The 20,990-nt window shown below is 40.5% G+C and carries 12 protein-coding genes; 2 read left to right on the forward strand and 10 right to left on the reverse strand.

Going from position 1 to position 20,990, the window contains the following annotated elements:
• Positions 1-19: 19 nt before the first annotated feature.
• Positions 20-739 (reverse strand): fatty acid metabolism transcriptional regulator FadR, encoded by a 720-nt coding sequence (gene fadR, locus ACED29_RS16960; RefSeq protein ID WP_124015906.1) that lies wholly within the window; start codon positions 737-739, stop codon positions 20-22.
• A 590-nt stretch (positions 740-1,329) separates the two neighbouring features.
• Between fadR and nhaB the strand changes: the two genes are divergently transcribed.
• Both nhaB and dsbB read left to right on the forward strand, forming a co-directional pair.
• Positions 1,330-2,922 (forward strand): sodium/proton antiporter NhaB, encoded by a 1,593-nt coding sequence (gene nhaB / locus ACED29_RS16965; protein ID WP_182756660.1) that lies wholly within the window; start codon positions 1,330-1,332, stop codon positions 2,920-2,922.
• A gap of 114 nt (positions 2,923-3,036) precedes the next feature.
• On the forward strand, positions 3,037-3,555 hold the full coding sequence (gene dsbB / locus ACED29_RS16970) for a disulfide bond formation protein DsbB (RefSeq protein ID WP_371698163.1): 519 nt from the start codon (positions 3,037-3,039) through the stop codon (positions 3,553-3,555).
• Positions 3,556-3,823: 268 nt separating this feature from the next.
• Here the strand turns inward: dsbB and ACED29_RS16975 are convergent, their stop codons facing one another.
• The 9 genes from ACED29_RS16975 to pepN all read right to left on the reverse strand — a co-directional run bounded on the left by ACED29_RS16975 (position 3,824) and on the right by pepN (position 20,814).
• The gene (locus tag ACED29_RS16975) at positions 3,824-4,357 is read right to left on the reverse strand and encodes a cell division protein ZapC (protein ID WP_124015903.1); all 534 of its coding nucleotides are present in this window, start codon (positions 4,355-4,357) and stop codon (positions 3,824-3,826) included.
• Positions 4,358-4,525: 168 nt separating this feature from the next.
• Positions 4,526-5,545 (reverse strand): quinone-dependent dihydroorotate dehydrogenase, encoded by a 1,020-nt coding sequence (gene pyrD / locus ACED29_RS16980; RefSeq protein WP_124015902.1) that lies wholly within the window; start codon positions 5,543-5,545, stop codon positions 4,526-4,528.
• A gap of 61 nt (positions 5,546-5,606) precedes the next feature.
• Positions 5,607-10,454 carry an NAD-glutamate dehydrogenase gene (locus ACED29_RS16985; RefSeq protein ID WP_371698164.1) on the reverse strand — a complete coding sequence of 1,616 codons (4,848 nt, stop codon included), beginning with the start codon at positions 10,452-10,454 and terminating at the stop codon, positions 5,607-5,609.
• A 328-nt stretch (positions 10,455-10,782) separates the two neighbouring features.
• Positions 10,783-13,089: an RND family transporter gene (locus tag ACED29_RS16990; RefSeq protein WP_371698165.1), complete on the reverse strand. Its 2,307-nt coding sequence runs from the start codon at positions 13,087-13,089 to the stop codon at positions 10,783-10,785.
• Positions 13,090-13,138: 49 nt separating this feature from the next.
• Positions 13,139-14,149, reverse strand: a complete 1,011-nt coding sequence (locus tag ACED29_RS16995; protein ID WP_371698166.1) for a WD40/YVTN/BNR-like repeat-containing protein — start codon at positions 14,147-14,149, stop codon at positions 13,139-13,141.
• Positions 14,150-14,204: 55 nt separating this feature from the next.
• Entirely contained in the window at positions 14,205-15,569 is a 1,365-nt protein-coding gene (locus ACED29_RS17000) for a DUF1329 domain-containing protein (RefSeq protein ID WP_124015898.1), read from the reverse strand.
• Positions 15,570-15,582: 13 nt separating this feature from the next.
• Positions 15,583-17,631: a DUF1302 domain-containing protein gene (locus tag ACED29_RS17005; protein ID WP_124015897.1), complete on the reverse strand. Its 2,049-nt coding sequence runs from the start codon at positions 17,629-17,631 to the stop codon at positions 15,583-15,585.
• Between the two features lie 315 nt (positions 17,632-17,946).
• A complete protein-coding gene (locus ACED29_RS17010) occupies positions 17,947-18,162 on the reverse strand; it encodes a DUF2835 domain-containing protein (protein ID WP_124015896.1) in 216 nt (71 codons plus the stop codon).
• Positions 18,163-18,252: 90 nt separating this feature from the next.
• The gene (gene pepN / locus ACED29_RS17015) at positions 18,253-20,814 is read right to left on the reverse strand and encodes an aminopeptidase N (protein WP_371698167.1); all 2,562 of its coding nucleotides are present in this window, start codon (positions 20,812-20,814) and stop codon (positions 18,253-18,255) included.
• Positions 20,815-20,990: the final 176 nt, after the last annotated feature.

Consider the following 20,990-nt stretch of genomic DNA (forward strand, 5'->3'; position numbering starts at 1 on the left):
CTCAACTCATCACGGTAAATTAAGTATTATCATGGCCCATTTCAGCAGGCAGGTCATCACGCAGCTTTTGCCACATTTTGCCACTTTCAATACCATTGGCTCGCATCAATGCTGGTACATCAATATAATTTTTAGCTTGGGCGAGTTTTTCCAGCTTAAGATAAAAGCTTAGGGTTAATTCACGGGCTTCTTGGCTGGAAAAATAATAACGACCCACACGATTATAAAGGCCTTTAAAGCCATTTAAAATCAATACATATAATGGGTTACCCGATGCAAATGCTAATGTGTGATGCAACTTATAATCAAATGCAGCATAGGCTTCAGCGTTATTTTCTAAACTGTGAATGTCGGCCAAGACTTCAACCACTTTTTCAGGATTGTGGCGAATGGATGCACGAAAGTAAATGTTGCTTACGTTACCACGAGCAGCCATGAGTTGATCGACGAGTAATGGAAAACCATCAGGGTTCAAATCAGCAATGGTTTCTAAAATATTTAAACTAGAGGTTTCCCAAAAGTTGTTCACTTGGGTAGGTTTACCATGCTGAATTTTCAACCAACCATCTCGTGCAAGACGCTGCAGAACTTCTCTTAACGTCGTACGAGTGACACCGATAAGTTCTGAGAGCTCACGTTCCGCAGGTAAAATTGATCCGGGTGGAAATTTATTTTCCCAAATGGAACGAACAATATATTTCTCGGCAAAACTCGCTGGCCCTTTGGCATTGATGATCATCAGCCTTCATATCCTATTGCTAAACAATGGCGAAACTATTGCACTGATCATACCAGAGCGGTGGAAAATAAAAACCATTGTTTATTCAGGACGCTCATTACGACTATTTTTTAACCTACTATGAGCCATTACAACTTCAATAATCAGATACTATTCACATTAAATTACTAAAATCATAAACCTATAGCAATTTTATCGATAAAATAACACAAGTTTAGTATATACTCATGTAGCTAGCTTGTTGATGTAATGTAGTATTTTTGGGAGCAAATAACGACATTACAATTCAATTTTGTTTGAGCTACACTAGCAGCGAAAATACAAGAGCCATATCGAGTTTGCCGCATAATTATGTAGGCTAACACATTGTTTGCTATATCAAGACACTATAATTTCACAACAATAAATAGACGGTAATGTTCAATTTGCCTCGATAGGTTATTTGGCGCAAATTAATGAAAAGTTGATATCCATCAAGTTTTTAATATGAAGTTGCTTCTATTCTCCCAGTTCTGTTGAAAATAATAATGTGTTGCTAGCATCAAAAATGGTACCAATACTGTAACAATCACAATATCGGAGAGGCTGCTATGCAGGCAACCAAAAGTCAGGCGCTGTTTGTTAACTTTTTAGGTAATTCACCTAAATGGTACAAATACGCAATTTTGGCATTTTTAGTCATCAACCCCCTGCTCTTTTTCTATGTAAATCCTTTTGTCGCTGGATGGGTGCTAGTGGTGGAATTTATTTTCACTTTAGCTATGGCATTAAAATGTTATCCACTGCAACCGGGTGGTCTTTTAGCCATTCAAGCCGTCATCATAGGAATGACTTCGCCCTCACAAGTGCTACATGAAATAGAAGCTAATTTAGAAGTATTGCTCTTGTTGGTATTTATGGTCGCTGGTATTTACTTTATGAAACAGCTATTGCTGTTTGTATTTACCAAAATGATCACTAAAGTACGCTCAAAAATTATCGTTTCTTTGATGTTTTGTACTGCATCAGCTTTTTTATCAGCCTTCTTAGATGCCTTAACCGTAATTGCGGTGATCATTGCTGTTGCCGTCGGTTTTTACTCTATCTACCACAAAGTCGCATCGGGTAAGAGTTTTAGTGATAGTAACGGTCACGACCATACGTCTGAGTCTAGCGGACAATTAAATGATGAAGAATTAGAATCGTTTCGGGCATTTTTACGTAATTTATTAATGCACTCAGGTATCGGTACTGCACTGGGTGGCGTATGTACTATGGTGGGTGAACCGCAAAACTTAATCATTGCGGCGCAGGCCCATTGGCAATTTGGTGAGTTTTTCTTACGTATGGCACCTGTGACTATGCCGGTATTGATTGCCGGTATATTAACATGTTTTCTTGTCGAGAAATTCAAAGTATTTGGTTATGGAGCCCAATTACCTGATGCGGTACATAGGATCTTATCTGATTACGCTGCTCATGAAGACTCACACAGAACCAACCAAGATAAAATGAAACTCGTCGTTCAGGCTCTTATTGGTGTGTGGTTAATTGCTGGTTTAGCACTTCATTTAGCTTCTGTTGGCTTGATTGGGTTATCTGTCATCATCTTAGCTACAGCATTTAATGGCATTACAGACGAACATTCATTAGGTAAAGCATTCGAAGAAGCGTTGCCTTTCACTGCGTTACTTGCTGTATTTTTTGCCATCGTAGGTGTCATCATTGATCAAGATTTATTCGCTCCAGTGATCCAATGGGCATTGAGTTATGAAGGCAACATGCAGTTAGTTATTTTCTACATTGCTAACGGCTTACTGTCTATGGTGAGTGATAACGTGTTTGTGGGTACAGTCTACATTAATGAAGTAAAATCTGCGTTAATGAGTGGCCAAATTACTCGAGACCAATTTGACTTACTAGCTGTAGCAATTAATACCGGTACTAACCTACCTTCGGTTGCGACACCAAACGGTCAAGCGGCATTCTTATTCTTGTTAACATCTGCTATTGCGCCACTTATTCGCTTGTCTTATGGCCGCATGGTGTGGATGGCACTACCCTATACTATCGTGCTATCGATTGTGGGGGTAATGGCGATTGAGACAGGTTTCTTAACCGACATGACTAACACATTATATGAGAGCCAATTAATTATTCACCACTCAGCTAAAGACTTAAGTGGCGCGGCAATGGGACATTAATTACATCAGCTTAATGGACTTAGCTGATAAATTATTTTAAAGTCACTATAGTTTGTTTAAACACCCTCATTTGAGGGTGTTTTTTTATCTCTTCGCACACTTAGGAATCCGACATTGTCACCATTACAACAGTTTAGTCATAGCCGTCTTTCTTGGGGTTTATTGTTATTATCCGCCATAGGACTAGAGTTGGCGGCACTCTTTTTTCAATATGGAATGGATCTCGCTCCGTGTGTGATGTGTATTTACATTCGTGTAGCAGTATTGGGTCTTATATTGACTGGGCTTGTGGGTATACTACAACCCAAAGTGTGGTTTTTACGCTTGGTCGCAATCGTTAGCTGGGGAGTATCAGCTGTTTGGGGATTTAAATTAGCCTATGAGCTACACCAGATGCAAGTTAATCCATCACCATTTGAGACGTGTTCCTTTTATCCTGAGTTCCCAAGCTTTATGCCATTAGACACTTGGTTACCTTCCGTCTTTTCGCCGACAGGCATGTGTAGCGACTCGCCTTGGTCATGGTTGTCTGTCAGTATGGCGCAGTGGATGATGGTTGGATTTGCTGTTTACGGTTTGATTTGGTTAATCGTCTTGTTACCGGCACTTAAACCGACTAATAAGAGTCAGTAATTAATGCCTTAGAGTCATTCCATTGCACTAGATTAAGTATTGTTGATTAAAAATCAGCTCGAATAACAGGCCAAATAAAGGGCTGAATAAGCGATGAATGCTTAATATTGAGGCGGACGCGCCTGATAAAATAGCGATTTGAATAATACATGCGAATTAAACTTTAGCAAGTTTATCAATAGAAGTAGACTCGCACTATTTTTATACGCTAACCGCACATGCTAGCTAGTGAACAAATTGAGTCGAGTGTCTTATCTATTCAACTCTTTTATGCAGCGACAACTTGCTTAGCTTTACGCAGTGGATGTAAACGATTATGCATCACTTTTATGATATCAAATTGTGCTAATGATTTATTTTCAGATAGCTGACAGTATTGTGACAAAATCATCACAGTTGCTGCTTGTAAGCCATTTGCAATAACTAACGCCAATACTTTAGAGTAGCCGCAGTTGAGCTGAAACAACTTACCCACATCACAATAAACACACTCATCACTGACGTCAAAAAACCAAGATTTAGGCATTTGTGATTGTAATAAAAAATGCGCGGCAGTTGCGTTCAGTGCAGTTTGTACAATACCTGCATCAGAGATATGCAACACTTTAGGAAGGGTTTCGAGCATTTTAATGTAAAATTTGGCGTGTTCAAGGTTAAATTCAGCTGCCTTAAGAGCATCTGGAATTAACAATTTTGTCTTATATGGCGTTAAGAACTCCATCTCAGAACCCAACGAAATACTTAATTGCTTCAAGCTTTCATTGTATTCCCAATGCCAGTCCTTATTTGGCATTAATAACATGACTATTTACACCTAAATATTGAACACGCTTATATATTAGATGATTTTTCACTCAATATCAAAATTTAATTATAAATTATAACATAAATTTCAGAGTGTTAGCGCGATCGAACGATCAAAATTTCGATCGCGGCATGATTTTTGATCAATGCAAAGCTGTTTTAGGCGCTATTTTGAACAATATGCCTTTGCGATCTGATCAACTAATTTAGGTCCTTGATAAATAAAACCTGAGTATATCTGCACCATAGTTGAGCCTGCATCAAACTTAGCTATCGCATCTGCGGCACTATTGATCCCACCAACACCAATGATCGGGATCTTACCTTGCAAACAGATCGCTAATTGTTTGATCACTTGAGTCGATAAATCAGTCAAAGGCTTACCGCTCAAACCGCCCATTTCTTCGGCATGTTTTAAACCAGTTACAGTATCTCGGCTTAATGTTGTATTAGTCGCAATCACACCATCAAACTGATTACTCAGTAACGAATCCGCAATCGCTTTAATCTCGTCTGAGCTTAAATCAGGCGCAATCTTGAGCGCAACCGGGACATATTTGCCATGTTTAGCGGTTAATTCTGTTTGTTTAGCTTTAATTGAACTGAGTAAGTCGTCAAGTAACTCACCGTATTGCATTGAACGTAAACCTGGGGTGTTTGGTGAAGAGATATTCACCGCAATATAACTGGCGTATGGGTACACTTTATCCATGCAGATCAAGTAGTCATCCTTACCCTGCTCTACTGGAGTATCTTTGTTTTTACCTATATTCACACCAACCATAATGTCAGACTTTTTGGCCATTAAATTACGAACCAGATTATCCACACCTTTATTGTTAAAACCCATCCGATTAATAATCCCTTTAGCAGGTTTTAATCGAAACAATCTTGGTTGATCGTTACCCGGTTGCGGACGTGGTGTTACGGTTCCGACTTCAACATGGCCAAACCCCATCGCATGAAAAGCATCAATTGACTCGCCGTCTTTATCTAATCCCGCAGCTAAGCCAACAGGATTAGGAAACGTCAGGCCCATACAGGTTACAGGAGCGGATTTAACCTGTTGACGATAGAAACAGTTTAATGGGTTATTTCCGGTAATTTTCAAGCTACCAATCGCTAGATTATGAGCTAACTCAGGGTCCATCTGAAACATTACTTTCTGTGCAAGTTTGTAAAACATGTTTTCTCCTAGACCTAAAAAAAGCCCCGGCAATCGCCAGGGCTTATTCACATTATAAAAACTACTTCTGACCTACGCAATGTAAAATCAGTAAGTTCAGTTCCCGTAAGGCGACTGAGAACTTCGCAAATTCATGGGTTTGAGAAACCTTGAAATCCGCTAGCATGTGATACCATCTTTCGAGTAAAGGCTTATTTTGTTCAATCCACTGATTAATCACACTATCTGCATCACAAGTCTCGGTACAAGTACGTAATACAGCAGAACTTAATGCACGTTGCTGCCAATCAAGTTCTTCTCTGAATGCTGCACGGGCAAGTGCTTGCCAATGGTTAGCAACAGGTTGAGCACTGATTTGTTCTAAGAACCAATGTAACTCAACTTTTGCACCGAGTTTAAAGTAAGTTTCAGATACCAGTTCAACTGACTTGTTCTCGATTTGAGCAATTTGTGCAATGTCTAACGCTGAGAATAATGTACTCATTTTAGCCACAACTTGTGCAACAGCTTGAGGAACATTTTCGGTGGTTAGCGCAGCAATCTCAGCAGAAATTACTTTCACTTCAGCATCTATCATGTATTGGTCAACATTGGCTTTAAGCTGTTCAAATACTGGCTTAAAGAACGCAATAGTTTGGTCAATATCATGAGCACGATTACGATGGCGGATAAACCAACGACACGCGCGACGCATACTGCGACGTAATTGATGCAACATTTCACCCTGCACCACTGCAGGGATGACGCCACTTAAATCAGTAATTGAAGTGGTTAAGTCATCAAGGCCAAAGATTTCTCGGGCCATAGTGTAACAAATGGCGGCTTCAGCAACTGTTGCACCGGTCTCATCTTGCATACGTTGTACAAAATTAAAGCCCATATCATTAACTAATTCATTGGCCAATGATGTAGCAATAATTTCACCGCGAAGAGGATGAGTGGTCATTTTATTAGCATATTTTGCTTGAAGCTTTTTAGGGAAATAAGCCACTAGCAATTTACTTAAAAATGCATCTTCAGTGATTTCAGGGGTCACTAATTGCTCTTTCAATACCATTTTAGCGTACGCAACTAATACCGATATTTCAGGGCGAGTTAACGCGCGTCCATTGGCTAAACGTTCAGCTAAATCGTCATCAGTAGGTAAAAACTCAAGCGCGCGATCAAGCTTGCCGTCTTTTTCAAGATATTGAATAAAACGAATTTGCTCTTTCAACTGCGACACGCCATCGACTTGAGTCACAGAGATAGTACGAGTCTGATCTTTACAGTCTTGAATGACAATCTCGCTAACTTGATCTGTCATGTCTTCAAGTAGACGATTACGTTGTTTAACCGTTAACTCGCCTTCTGCTACCAAGGTATTCAAGAAAATTTTGATGTTAACTTCGTTGTCTGAGCAATCAACACCACCAACGTTATCAACAAAGTCGGTGTTCATACGGCCACCATTAGCGCAGTATTCAATACGGCCTAATTGGGTACAACCTAAGTTACCGCCTTCACCAATAATTTTGGCGCGAATTTCTTTACCGTTAACGCGTAAAGTGTCATTAGCACGATCGCCAACTTCAGCATGAGATTCTTTGCTCGACTTAACATAAGTCCCGATACCACCATTCCAAATCAAGTCTACTGGCATTTTCAGTAGTTCTTTCATCAGTTCGGTTGGGTTCATGGTGTCTTTATCAGTCGCTAACATCTGCTTAATTTCTGGGGTCAATTTAATTGACTTGGCAGAGCGTAAGAAGATCCCGCCGCCTTTAGAAATCAGTTTGGCGTTATAATCTTCCCAACTTGAGCGTGGCAAGACAAACAAACGCTGACGTTCAGCATAGCTTTCGGCAATTTTTGGCGTTGGGTCGATAAATATATGCATATGGTTAAATGCAGCAACCAATTGAGTTTGCTCAGATAACAACATACCGTTACCAAATACATCACCCGCCATATCACCAATCGCCACACAGCTAAATGGAGTGGTTTGGCAATCTACACCAATTTCACGGAAATGGCGTTTGACCGATTCCCAAGCTCCACGTGCGGTAATCCCCATTTTCTTGTGGTCATAACCATTACTACCACCAGAGGCAAACGCATCGCCTAACCAGAAGTTGTATTCGATCGCAATCGCGTTAGCGATATCTGAGAAAGTCGCGGTGCCTTTGTCGGCTGCAACCACTAAATAAGGATCGTCTTCATCATGACGGACAACATCTGCAGGCGGAACAACTTCACCGTTAATTATGTTGTCAGAAATGTCTAATAATGCGCGAATAAAGATACGGTAACACTCTTGTCCTTCGGTGAATAAAGCCTCACGGCCACCCTCTGTTGGCAGTTGCTTACACACAAATCCACCTTTTGCGCCTACAGGCACAATCACGGTGTTTTTAACTTGTTGTGCTTTTACTAAGCCTAACACTTCAGTACGGAAATCTTCGCGACGATCTGACCAGCGTAAACCACCACGAGCCACTTTACCGCCACGTAGATGGACACCTTCAACACGAGGTGAATACACAAAGATCTCAAACTTAGGCATCGGCTTAGGCATTTCTGGAATTAAGCTCGGTGCAAATTTAAATGAGATATAATCCTTTGATTTGCCGCCAATCGCAGTTTGATAGAAGTTAGTACGCAACGTGGCATTAATTAAATCTAAATAACGTCGAATAATTCGGTCATCATCTAAACTTGAAACGTCATCAAGCTGAATATTCACTTGCTCGAGGAATTTACTCAAGGTGCGTGTCTTTAGCTTAGGATTGAACTTACGAATGAACATCTTAACCAATAAATCCGCAAGTTTTGGATAGCGGCTAAAGGTTTCTTCAATGTAAGACTGACTGAATGTAGCGTCAATTTGGCGCATGTACTTAGCATATGCACGTAAAATAGACACTTCACGGCCACTTAAGCCCGTTGAAAGTACCATGCGGTTGAAGCCATCGTCTTCTAACTTCTTTTGCCACACTTGTAACAAGGCTGTTTGGAAACGATCTTGACTATCAGCAAGGTTTTCTGTCGCTGCGCCTTGCACTGTCATTAAGAAGTCTAAGATCCAGAACGTAGCACCATCATTAGTTTTCACTTCATATGGGCGTTCGTTGATCACACGTAAACCAAAGTTTTCTAGCATTGGTAATACGTCAGACAAGTGAATTGGCTCGTCTTTATGGAACAATTTTAAACGCACTTTATTGTCGTTTAATGCTGTTTCTTGTGGTTGATAAAATAACATGCCTAACTTATGTTCATCATCCAATGCTTCTAGATGCTGCATATCAACTACAGCTGAGCTTGGAAGAACATCATCTTTATAGCTAGGTGGGAAAGCATTTAAATAACGTTTTGTCAGTCCTGTACCAGCTTGTTCACCGACAGTATTATTTAACGCTGTGTGCAATTTATCATCCCACGAGCGAGCGGCTTCGATAAGATTTTTTTCAATAGCGGCCACATCAACATCCATATTGTTATTATCAACTTTGATAATATAATGAGTTCGAGCCAGAGTAGACTCAGAAAAATACGTTGTGAACTCAACATCTTCATTGCTCTTGAAATGTTGCGCTAGAATGCGTTGAGTATCTTGGCGTAACTTAGTGTTATAACGGTCTTTAGACACATACACTAAACACGACAAGAAGCGGCCATAGCCATCTTTACGAACAAACAACTTTAACTTATCGCGATCTTGCATTTCCAATATGCCATAAGCGATATTAGACAGCTCATGGTCTTTAGCTTGGATTAGCTCATCACGAGGTAAGTTTTCAAGGATGTTCATTAACGCTTTATAGTCATGAGAGCGCGGCGCTAGACCTGAGTTATCAAGAATGCGCTGAACTTTTTCTCCCAACAATGGGATCTCGCGTGGACTACGGTTATAAAGATTAGAAGCATATAAACCGATGAAGCGATCTTCACCAATTACGTTGCCTTTTTTGTCGAAGCGTTTAACGCCAATATAATCTACGTAAGCTGGACGATGCACACGGCTTTTGGCAGAGCTTTTGGTCAGAACAAGTAAGCTTTCATCTAATGCCTCTTTGCGGGCAGAATCAGATAAACTTGAAAGTAACAAACCGCGCTCACTGTGTGAGGTTTTTGAACGGTTCATTAGTCCTAAGCTAGATTCAATATTAGGGACAAGCTCAACATCACCTTCAACGCGTTTTAAATCATAATAGCGATAACCGAGCAAAGTGAAATGGTGGTTGTTCAAGTAGTTTAAAAAATCAACAGACTCTTGAAGTTCCGCTTTTTCACCAGGAAATGGCCGTGAAGGTAATTGTTTAATGGTATCGGTTAATGTGTCTGACATTAATTGCCAATCATTGACCGACGCTGATACATCCGCTAAGACAGATTGAATCTCTTTCTCAATCGCCTTGATGTCGGCATCACTATTTTGCTTGTCAATTTCGACTAAGAAAACCGCAACATTATTGCTGCCTTCTGTAGCTTCATTAACAAATGACACATCAGTGACATTGTTGTTAGCAGCACGCACGACCGCTAATGGCGTATGCAACATCACATGAGCGGTAATGCCCATTCGATTTAACGCCATTGAGAGCGAGTCAACCAAAAAAGGCATATCAAGTTGAATAATCTCAATAATGCTGTGAGTTGACTGCCAGCCATGTTTTGCTTGGCTAGGATTAAACACTCGGATGTGAGTTTCGTCCTGCGCGGTTTTATTCAGCGCATTCCAAAGGCTCAATACGGCACCATATAAATCACTGTCATTACGAGCATTGAGATCGTCTTTTGACATATGGGCGTAGAGGCAATTAGCAAATTGCTCAACTTGTTTGGCTTGAGAATGAGGGATTTTTGTGTGAATTAAATTGACTACATTTTCCAGTAGTACTGAAGGCATTGCATCTTTCAAGGCCATGTTGCAGATTCCTTAAGCGTCTATGGCAGCGCTCTTATCATTATATGGATGCTTCGGCTTGTTGATTCTGTAGGTCCGAGTCATTTTGTGTGTATCACGTAAATAACTGTTTTTAGTTTAACAAAAGAAACTCATAATTGAGATCTGATGCAAAGTTTATTACTAAATTGCTGCTATATCGAGGAAAATTTTAGTGGTACATCCTCTATAAATCCACTCGACAGCATAGATTGGTACTTAAAATGACATTTAAGTCGTTTGCATAGAGTAACTATGCAAAACAAAAAAGGGAGCTAAGCTCCCTTTTTAATTTAATTGCATGTTTTAGTTACTTTTTTCTCCAAAACATAGCTGAAAGTGCGGGAAGAATAATAATTGCCCCCAGCATATTCACTAAAAACATGAAAGTCAGCAAAATTCCCATATCCATTTGGAATTTCAGGTCGGAGAAGAACCAAGTACTCACCCCAATCGCTAAAGTTAGCCCGGTAAATATCACCGCACTGCCACGCTCAACCAATGCTTCGAAATACGCTTGTTGCACAGGCATGCCATTACTGAGCTTGTTGGACATGGTCGATAAGATATAAATCCCGTAATCAACACCAATACCCACCCCTAAGGCGATAACAGGTAAGGTACTGACTGCTAGACCAATATCGAGCAAAGTCATTAAGGCTTGTGCTAACGTCGATACCACATAAAGTGGGATAATCACTGCTATCGTTGCCTTGAGTGACTTAAAGCTAATTAAACATAAGACAAACACTGCACCGTAAACGTACAACATCATTGGCAGCTGAGCTTCACTTACAGCTTCATTGGTTGCAGCCATAACGCCAACCGGACCCGAAGCTAGCTTAAATTGTAACGTGTCGGAGTTAAGCTCAGCAGCAACAGCTTTAACTTTATCAACAACCACCTCAATGGTTTCTGCTTTATGGTCTTTTAAGAACAAGTAAACCGGCATAACAGAGCAGTTGCTATTTAATAAACCCGATGTGGTTGGAACTTGACCCACGGCTTGAACTAGACTGGCTGTGGTGCGCGGTAAAATCTCCCACTTAGGGTTACCTTCGTTAAAACCGGCATTCACTTTTTTGGCAATCGATGCCAAACTCGCGGTTGACTCAACCCCAGGTGTATTAGCCATCATCCACTCAAACTGATCTATCTGCGATAACACAGAATGATATGTACAAGCTTCAGGAGTGGCTTCTACAATCACAGACATAACGTCGGTTGTTATAGAGAAATGTTTGGTAATGAAGAAAGTATCTTGGTTATAGCGAGAGTCTTGATGTAGCGCTGGCGCCCCACCCTGTAAATCACCAATTTGCATTTTTGACGCTTGCTGAAAACCAACGGCATAAAGTATTGCTGTTGAAATCAATACCACTACAGCATATTTCGGAGTGGCAAACTTAGACAGCCAACGCCAAATATTTTCTATTTGTTGACGTTTCTGTGGGTTATCTTGCTTAGTCGGTAATTCGAAATACGAAATCACTAAAGGAAGCAAAATAAGATTAGTGAGAATAATCACTGCAACACCTAATGATGCAGAAATTGCCAGCTCTCGAATAATACCAATATCAATCGAAAGTAAGGTTAAAAAACCCACTGTATCAGATAATAACGCAACGCCACCCGGCACTAACAAGCTGCGAAAAGCCGATGCAGATGCCGCTTTCGTCGTCTGGCCATCTAGCACGCGACGACGCACAGCATTGATCATCTGTACCCCATGACTGACACCAATGGCAAATACCAAAAATGGCACCAAAATCGACATTGGGTCTAAGCCAAATCCGATAACCGTCAATAAGCCTAATTGCCAAAATACCGCAACCAAACTACACATCAATGGTAAAATAGTCAGCACTATCGATTTGGAAAAGAGATACACCATCACTGCAGTAATGACTATGGCGATTAAGAAAAACAAAAGTACGCCTTTGGCGCCTTCTGCTACATCACCAGCCATTTTAGCAAAGCCAATGATATGAATTTTAATCTTATCGGTTTCAAACTTACCGCGAAGCTCTTGCTCAAGTTGATTGGCAAATGCAATTGTATCAATGGCTTCACCCGTTTGCGGATCAAACTCCATCAATTGGGCCGATACCATGGCAGAAGTATAATCATTACCGATAAGACGGCCTACAATGCCAGCCTTTTCGATATTATCTCGTACCACTTTAAGGCCATACTCATCGTTGCTGAAATCAGCAGGGATAACTGGGCCGCCAGCAAAACCATCTTCAACGACTTCGGTAAAACGCGTTGAAGGCGAAAAAAGTGACTTAACCTGTGAACGCTCTACCCCAGGAATAAAGAATAATTGATCGTGGACATTTTTGAGTGCATCAAAAAATTCCGGATTAAATATATTGCCGCTCGTATCTTCAACTGCAACCATAATGCTGTTGGCACCACCAAAATCTTTCTGATGCTTGGTATAGGTTTGCATATAAGAGTGATTAAGAGGAATATTTTTACTGAAAGCCGCATCCATTTTTAGTTGGCTGGCTTGGTAACCTAAAAAAATAGTAATAAAAATAAATGAAATTATGACCCATTTTCGATTACGAAATAAATGAGATTCAAATCCATTGACCAGTTTTTCTAACATCTTTTCGGCCTTATTATTGTTGTTTTAATTGTCCAATTTAACCAAAAGGTTAATCAAGCTGAAACAGTCCCTTAGAACCGGCAAACCATAATTGGCCTTTACTGTCTTTAGCAATAGCCACAATGTTTTCACCTTGACGCCTAGCAACAATAGTTGCTATACCATCATCAACTGATAATACAATTCCAGCATTACCGACTAGGTATAGGTCATTATTAGATGTAACAAGTGCACCATTGATTGATGATTGAACCGGTAGCTCTACTTCTTCCCATGCAGATAAACTTAAATCTGACTTAAATACATGACCACGAAGTCCCATTACATAAACATCATCACCAACCGAAATAGCATTGAACATCGAGCCATCATAGTCAAAATTGGTTTTCGTAAATGTATGGCCATTATCATCAGATACCGCCACCATACCAAGCTCACCGACCAATAATAAGCGTTTATCTTCAAGACGAATCAAACGGTTAAAGTGAGGTAATAAAGACGCACGCTCCGATAAATACAAGGCTTCATCTTCTGCTTTAAGGTCATTTAAATAAGCAACATCATCTTCGAAGAGCAATTCTTGGTGAAACTCATCTTGCCAAGTTTTACCGCCATCAGCGGTGCGATAAAATAATCCATACGCCCCAACCGCAATACCATCTACAGGAGTGTAGAAGCGTACATCTAAAAATGGCTTCTCAATTTCAGCTGATTGCATCTGCACTGACCAGGTCTCACCACCATCTAGGGTGTGAATAATCGTGGCATCATGACCGACAGCCCAACCTTGTTTGTCGTCGAAAAAAAACACTTTGGTTAACTGGGACAAAACGGGAGTGGCGACTTGATGCCATTGATTATTTTCTAATATCAACACATTGCCACGTTGACCGACGGCAACAAGTTTGTCGCCCGCATTGGCAATATCAAGTAATAAAGAGGATTGAGCTAAGGGTTGAATTTGAACTGAAAGCGGATCGAGTTGGGCATCTACTGAAGCAGTATATAAACATGCACTAATCCCAATCGCCACAATACTGCGAAGCATGCTAAACGTCATACAAACTTCCTTTAAAATTTATAGGGGCGCTAGGCGCCCCATTTTATTATGGCTATTAACGAATACCGGCACGTCTTAATGCGTCTGGTGTGAAGTTAGCTTCAGAAAGTGATGCATCAAAATTATACATACGACCTTCGTTATCTAAACCCATCGCTAAATAACGGCGTGATTGAAGGTCATGGAATACTTCTAAGGTACTCCACAACGTAGGCACTTCGTAGTAATTGATAAGATGAGCAACACCAACACGATAAAGCTCGTCGCGGTTGTCATATATATCCGTTACTGCCACTTGCCATGAATCTTCATCAATATAAAACACGCGAGTTTTATAGGTATGACGCATGCCCTCTTTTAATGTTGCCTTCACTTCCCATACACGATGTTTTTCATAGCGAACAAATTCAGGGTTGATATGACCCGGTTTTAAAATTTGGTCATACTTTAGTTTGTCTGAATGTAATCGATAGTCGTTGTACGGAATATAAATTTCTTTTTTGCCTACGAGTTCCCAGTTATAACGCATTGGAGAACCGTTAAACATATCGAAATCATCGGTTGTTCTTAAACCATCAGAAACAGTACCTGGAGTATCAAACGCGACGTTAGGTGCTTTACGAACGCGACGTTGCCCTGTGTTATAGGTCCAAGCTTGACGTGGAAGCGCCTCTTGGTCCATGGTTTCTTTAACCAGCAATGCAGTACCGGCTAATCGTGCTGGTTGAGTCACAACTTGCTTAAAGTAAAACAAGGTGTTGGTTTCTTTAAGTTTCTCTAAAGTCACTTCAGGACGCGAATATTCGAAACGAATTTCCTCAGAGTTTTCAACTAGAGTATAAGAACCATTCGCCATAGGTGCAGCTTGGCTACGATACGTTTCGACATCTACACCGCGAAAACGCAGGATATGATTCCAAATGACTTCTAGGCCATTAGCAGGAATAGGAAACGGAACGCCAATTGTGGCCCCTTTAATACCATTACCATCAGAAATTAACTCAGCACCAACAGCATTGACTTTAGTTGCATCATAAACATATTGAGGCACAGCCGCTGTACGGCGAGTCTGATAAACATTCATTTTGTAAGTATCTGGATAGACTTCAAATAGTTTGTTTTGACCCGGAGTTAAAAACTCAGCATATTGGGCTTTATTTGCATTGGTTATGGTAAATAAGCTTTTGTCATCTGGGAACGGATCTGGATGATGCATACCCTTGGTGTAACCAGCGATAGGCTTGGTGATACCACCAGTCCAAGCAGGAATTGAACCATCTGCATTTGCCGCTTTTTCTGCACCTTGAGGGGTTAATGTTGTACCCAATTTATCTGCATCAGCTTGTGATACTTTCGCCAGCGCAGCAGGTGCACTTAGTGCGATCATCACTGCTGCCGATAATATCGTCAGTTTCTTCATTATAATTATCCTTTTAGATCGAATACTTGACGTTGAAAGAAATATAATCTCTGTCTGTCATCGCATTTGTTGTTCCTACACCACCAAAGAAGCTGTTGTAAGAAATATCTGCGCCCCAGCGACTTTGATAATCAAAATTGACACCCAAAGCAACAGACTTTCTGCCTTCAGTGAACAGGAACATTGGATCAGGCGTAATGCCATCAACGTCATGAGAGAAAATTACTCTTGGATACATGTTCACACCAGCAAACACGTTGTTAAAGTCAGCTTTGGCCACTAAACGATAACCCCAAGCAAAATCAGTCGGGAATGGATTGGTTTCTGGACCATTATGTAATGCTTCAATAATGCCAGGCATATCTGGATTGCCACCAGAACGCGCAGTACCTGGACCATTTAAGCGTAATTCGTCAAAACCAGGCATGTCATGGATCCACACACCACCCACTTCAGCAAGCATAGTTAAGTTGTCTAAACCAAGTGTTGGACCAAATAGGTGAGTAAATGTCATCTGTGCTTGAGTCGTATCGGTAAGTATATACCCATCAACTGTTTCGCCAGGCGCCACATTATCCATTTGTGAAATACCATCTAAGTCAGGACGAATGCCTGCATTTGCTAGCTGTTGAGGCATAGCTAAGAAAAGTAATTCAACATCATCAATTTGTAATGGCTCATCTACACGGTGAGAAATTTCACCGGCAACAGATGTATCACCCACTAAAGTGTTAAAACTGAAGCCATATAACTGAATGTCTTCAGGATAAACAATTTGCGACTTGGTAAAGGTTTCCATGCTCAGCAATAAATCACGGTCAATCACGCCACCGCTTTGTGCTAAACGACCATAATCACGACCGATGGCCTCTGTGGTGAAATTAGACGCTGTTCCACTGATAAGTGGGCGACGACTATGGTAATTCATGTAATAAAAACCAAACTCAGTTTCGCCAAGTTCTGGAGAGTAATATCCTAACTTAACACCAAATTGGCCATCATTACTTGGGTCTGCAGCATCCTGAACTAAGGCAGCTTTAGTTGAATACGCTGTCATATAAGCGGCATAAGCAGAATTAAATCCACTGGCTGCGGCAGCTTCGTATAGACGTGTGTATTCAGAAATAAGGAAATCTTGGTTCATATCTGGATTAGAGTTGAAACCTAACTGCGCATTCTGGTTGTATCCGCCAAAACCCGCAAAATCATTGGTCGCAAAGTTTGAACCGGGCGTTGGTACCCAAATAGGCTGCCAATCATATTGATAAAAAGCTTCTAGGTTTAAGTTTTCAGATAACCCTAACGATGCCCAAACCATCCCTTGTGGACGGAATGCTTCTTTAAGTTCTGCACCTGGCGCATTGAGAATGTTTAAGTCAACAGCATTGATTTCAGCAATACCATGAGAAATTAGGGTACTTTCCCCCCAAGAAACCACTTGATTACCGACACGAACGCTTAATGGATTAGCGCCGTCGTTTAAATCCCAGTTGGCATAGACAAATGCATCCAATAAGCGAATGTCTTTACATTGCACTTCTGATGCTTTGCTGTCTGCACAAGGATCGAACTCTTTACCGGTTAATGGGTCATTAAAACCATAGTCACCATCATTGAGTTTGCGATCATAAAAATACATACCACGTAAAAACAAACCGTAGTTTTCATACTTAAGTGATAACTCATGAAGACCTTTAACGATCTCTGAAGTCGTATCACCTTTTGCATACAATAAGTTACTTAAGTCATTGTTGCTTGAATATGAGCCAGGCTGAGCCCAAATTTCGGCTGACGTATATTTGGTTGAACCAAATGCGCCACCAAATGCTGAGTAACCTGACCAATCAAATTGTGGCTGATTCACCTTACCAATTTGACCACTCCAGTCTCTATCTGACACACGCCAACTGGCACCTGCGGTCCAAGTAGAGTCAAACGTACCTCGTACATCACCCCATTGAAAAGAAGCAGCTGAGGCTGAAGTGCTCATTCCCAAACATAATGCCGACACCACCCCCAAAGCGAGAGCCGACTTGTTAAATCTTTTTTTAACAATATTCATTTTAGTTCATCTCCGTAACCTGTTGGATTAGTTGTTATAGGAATTTAACCAACATCTTGTTAGCCCACAGGCAACACCATTGTTACAGCATTTAACTATATTGAGCAAGGTCAAAAAAAAGAAAATGTTTAAGAAAATTAACGATGTCGGGGTAAAAATGGCTAAATAAAACCTGCCTATATTTGAATTAACACAGGCGATAAAAATACAATCATTTAACCACTAACGAAAAAAGTTTATTTTCATGTACTTATAAATGTTAACAGCTTGCTACTTCACACACGATTAATCAATCAAACGTTTGAAGTAAATGCTCTATAATTTATTAAGGGATTTGAAATTCCCGTCAGGGCAAAGGACTAATTTAAACTCGCCATGGATGCCATTAGGGGTTAAATAAGGTCTAAAATACTTACCATTGATGTGCAATACACGACCTTTGTGGTCCCTTACTTGCACTTTTTCTGCAACCCCTTGGTAATATGGCAAAAAAGCTTCATAACTTACGTTAAGAGAAAAAAATAACTCCATAAATCACTCCATAAAAAGGAGAGCAAGCTCTCCTTTTTAACACACTAAACAGACTGATTAATCCTACTGGATAAATAGTAATTTAAGACTTTATTCAGCTAATGATTTAGTCACTTTCTCATATAAATCGTTCGACAAATCTGGTAATGATTTTAACTCGACCAAACACTGTTTCATTAATTGCTGACGCTCTTGGTCAAATTTAGCAAACTGAATTAATGGGGTAATCATTCGCGAAGCAACTTGTGGATTAGATTTATTCAATTTAACTAAAATTTTAGTTAAATAACGGTAACCTTCTCCATCAGCACGATGAAATTGGTAAGTGTTTGCCGCAGCAAAAGCTCCAATCAATGACCGAATGCGATTAGGATTAGAGAAACTAAAGCTGCTATGTTTAGTAAGTGTCTTAATCTGTTCAATCACATCGTCACTGTTAACTAAAGCTTGTAAAGTAAGCCACTTATCCATTACGAGTGGGGTTGATTTCCATGTGGACTCAAAGTCACTTAATAGCATAGGCAAACACGCTAACTTTGCCATCGCGGCCGCTTTCAAAGCACCTAAACTGTCGGTCATGTTTCTGGCTGAATAGTATTGTTTTTCAACTAACGATTCATGGGTATCGGAGACTTGGCATAATAATGACAAGGCAATATTTTTAAATGCTCTGGCAGCTGGGTTATCGATTAATATCAGCGCTCGATAACACACTAACAGCTCATCTTCGCAAGCAGAGGCGAGTTCTTCAACAACAAATTCTCTGGCTTTTGCCAATGCATCTAAATCAACATGATCTACCTGCTCAATAAGTGCTGAAGCACTCGGGATAGACAAAATTTCAGCGACTAAAGCTTGATCAAGATTAGCATCTAAAATAACACCTCTAAAGGCTTCTATCACTCTGGTGTCAATCATCATCACTTGTTGCTGTTGTAATTGTGCAACGTTATCCCAGATGGTTTGACTGATTAATTGCACCGATGCTTCCCAGCGTGCAACTTCACTCGATGCATGGCGCATAAGATGAACAAGCTGGTCAATGCTAAAATCGTAAACGAGTTTCACCGGTGCAGAAAAATCTTGAAGCAAGGAGGCAGTAGGCGCACTGTCCAGTCCATCAAACACAAATGTTTGGCTGGCTTGTGTCACATCAAGTACTTTATTGACAATGGACTGTCCCGCTCGGTCCAATAACTCCACACTAAAAGGTATATGCAGTGTTTGGCCCTTTACACCTTGTGATACCACCTGCTGAGTAACAGTTAAATGATATTCGCCCTTGTCTGCATCGAAATGATCTTTGACCGTGACGACTGGTGTACCCGCTTGGCTGTACCAACGACGGAATAAGGTTAAGTCTTTACCGCTGGCATCTTGCATGGCATTAACAAAATCATCGCAAGTTACAGCTTGACCATCATGACGTTCAAAATAGCACTTCATACCCGCTTGAAAACCGGCCTCACCTAGAATAGTGTGCATCATGCGGATCACTTCAGCACCCTTGTTATAAACCGTCACTGTGTAGAAATTGTTCATTTCAATCACACTTTCAGGACGAATAGGATGAGACATAGGACCGGTATCTTCAGCAAACTGTTGATTTTTCATCACGCGAATGGCTTGGATACGATTAACAGCGCGAGACCCCACATCAGAGCTAAATTCTTGATCGCGGAAAACGGTTAAGCCTTCTTTTAAACTCAGTTGAAACCAATCACGACAGGTTACTCGGTTACCCGTCCAGTTGTGAAAGTACTCATGACCAACAACTGACTCAATGCCGTGATAATCTTCGTCAGTAGCACTGGCTTTATCAGCAAGAACGTATTTAGTATTAAACACATTCAAACCTTTATTTTCCATCGCTCCCATATTGAAAAAATCAACTGCCACAATCATATAGATGTCGAGATCGTACTCAAGACCAAAACGGGTTTCATCCCACTTCATCGATTTTTTCAATGACGCCATCGCGTGATCGGCTTTATGTAAATTACCTTTATCAACAAAAACTTGCAGCGTCACCGCTCGACCAGACTGAGTGGTATAGCTGTCATTAAGCAAATCAAAGTCACCTGCGACAACTGCAAATAAGTAACTTGGTTTTGGAAATGGATCATGCCACTTAACAAAGTGACGTCCGGAACGTGGCATCTCGCCTTTATCAATTAAATTACCGTTACTTAACAAAAAAGGAAAAGCATGTTTATCGGCTTCAATACGTACGGTATAAATAGCCAAAACATCGGGTCTGTCTAAGAAGTAAGTAATGCGACGAAATCCTTCGGCTTCACATTGCGTGCAATAAGCACCATCAGACATGTAAAGGCCTTCAAGACTCGAATTTGCCTCAGGGTCAAGTAAAGTAACCACCTCTAATTCAAACTCATTTAGCTCAGTGGTGATCGTTAATTGGCTTTCGTGTTGACGATAGTTTGCCGTTGTACCATTAAGCTTGACTGAGCTCAGAGAGAGTTGTTCACCATCAAGCACTAAATCATGCTGATGTTGGCCATTACGGATCACCTTACTAACAGCCGTTACTTTGGTATTCTTGCCATCAAGAATAACGTTTAAATCTACATGAGAAATGGTAAATGCAGGCTTAGTATAATCTTTGAGGTGTTTCTCTTGCGCTTGGTTCATACAGGATCCTTTTCAATGGTACTCATGCCAATATGATTAAACTTGTGTGGGAACGTTATCGAATTGGTATTGTTTTTATTTCACTTCAGCCGTGGTTAAGTGATTGGATAAATAAGATAAAATATCAATATTCTGCCTATTCCACCTCAAAAAGGTCATTTTACTAACAAGCCGAA

Origin of the sequence: Shewanella sp. 5S214, from assembly GCF_041439795.1 — a bacterium.
Lineage (GTDB): Bacteria > Pseudomonadota > Gammaproteobacteria > Enterobacterales > Shewanellaceae > Shewanella > Shewanella vesiculosa.

Bases quoted from the DNA above. Each gene is read 5' to 3' on its own strand.
- pepN (WP_371698167.1), bottom strand. From the start codon at position 20,814: ATGAACCAAGCGCAAGAGAAACACCTCAAAGATTATACTAAGCCTGCA.
- ACED29_RS16975 (WP_124015903.1), bottom strand. From the start codon at position 4,357: ATGTTATTAATGCCAAATAAGGACTGGCATTGGGAATACAATGAAAGC.
- ACED29_RS17005 (WP_124015897.1), bottom strand. From the start codon at position 17,631: ATGAATATTGTTAAAAAAAGATTTAACAAGTCGGCTCTCGCTTTGGGG.
- ACED29_RS17000 (WP_124015898.1), bottom strand. From the start codon at position 15,569: ATGAAGAAACTGACGATATTATCGGCAGCAGTGATGATCGCACTAAGT.
- ACED29_RS17010 (WP_124015896.1), bottom strand. From the start codon at position 18,162: ATGGAGTTATTTTTTTCTCTTAACGTAAGTTATGAAGCTTTTTTGCCA.
- ACED29_RS16990 (WP_371698165.1), bottom strand. From the start codon at position 13,089: ATGTTAGAAAAACTGGTCAATGGATTTGAATCTCATTTATTTCGTAAT.
- pyrD (WP_124015902.1), bottom strand. From the start codon at position 5,545: ATGTTTTACAAACTTGCACAGAAAGTAATGTTTCAGATGGACCCTGAG.
- fadR (WP_124015906.1), bottom strand. From the start codon at position 739: ATGATCATCAATGCCAAAGGGCCAGCGAGTTTTGCCGAGAAATATATT.
- nhaB (WP_182756660.1), top strand. From the start codon at position 1,330: ATGCAGGCAACCAAAAGTCAGGCGCTGTTTGTTAACTTTTTAGGTAAT.
- ACED29_RS16995 (WP_371698166.1), bottom strand. From the start codon at position 14,149: ATGACGTTTAGCATGCTTCGCAGTATTGTGGCGATTGGGATTAGTGCA.
- ACED29_RS16985 (WP_371698164.1), bottom strand. From the start codon at position 10,454: ATGGCCTTGAAAGATGCAATGCCTTCAGTACTACTGGAAAATGTAGTC.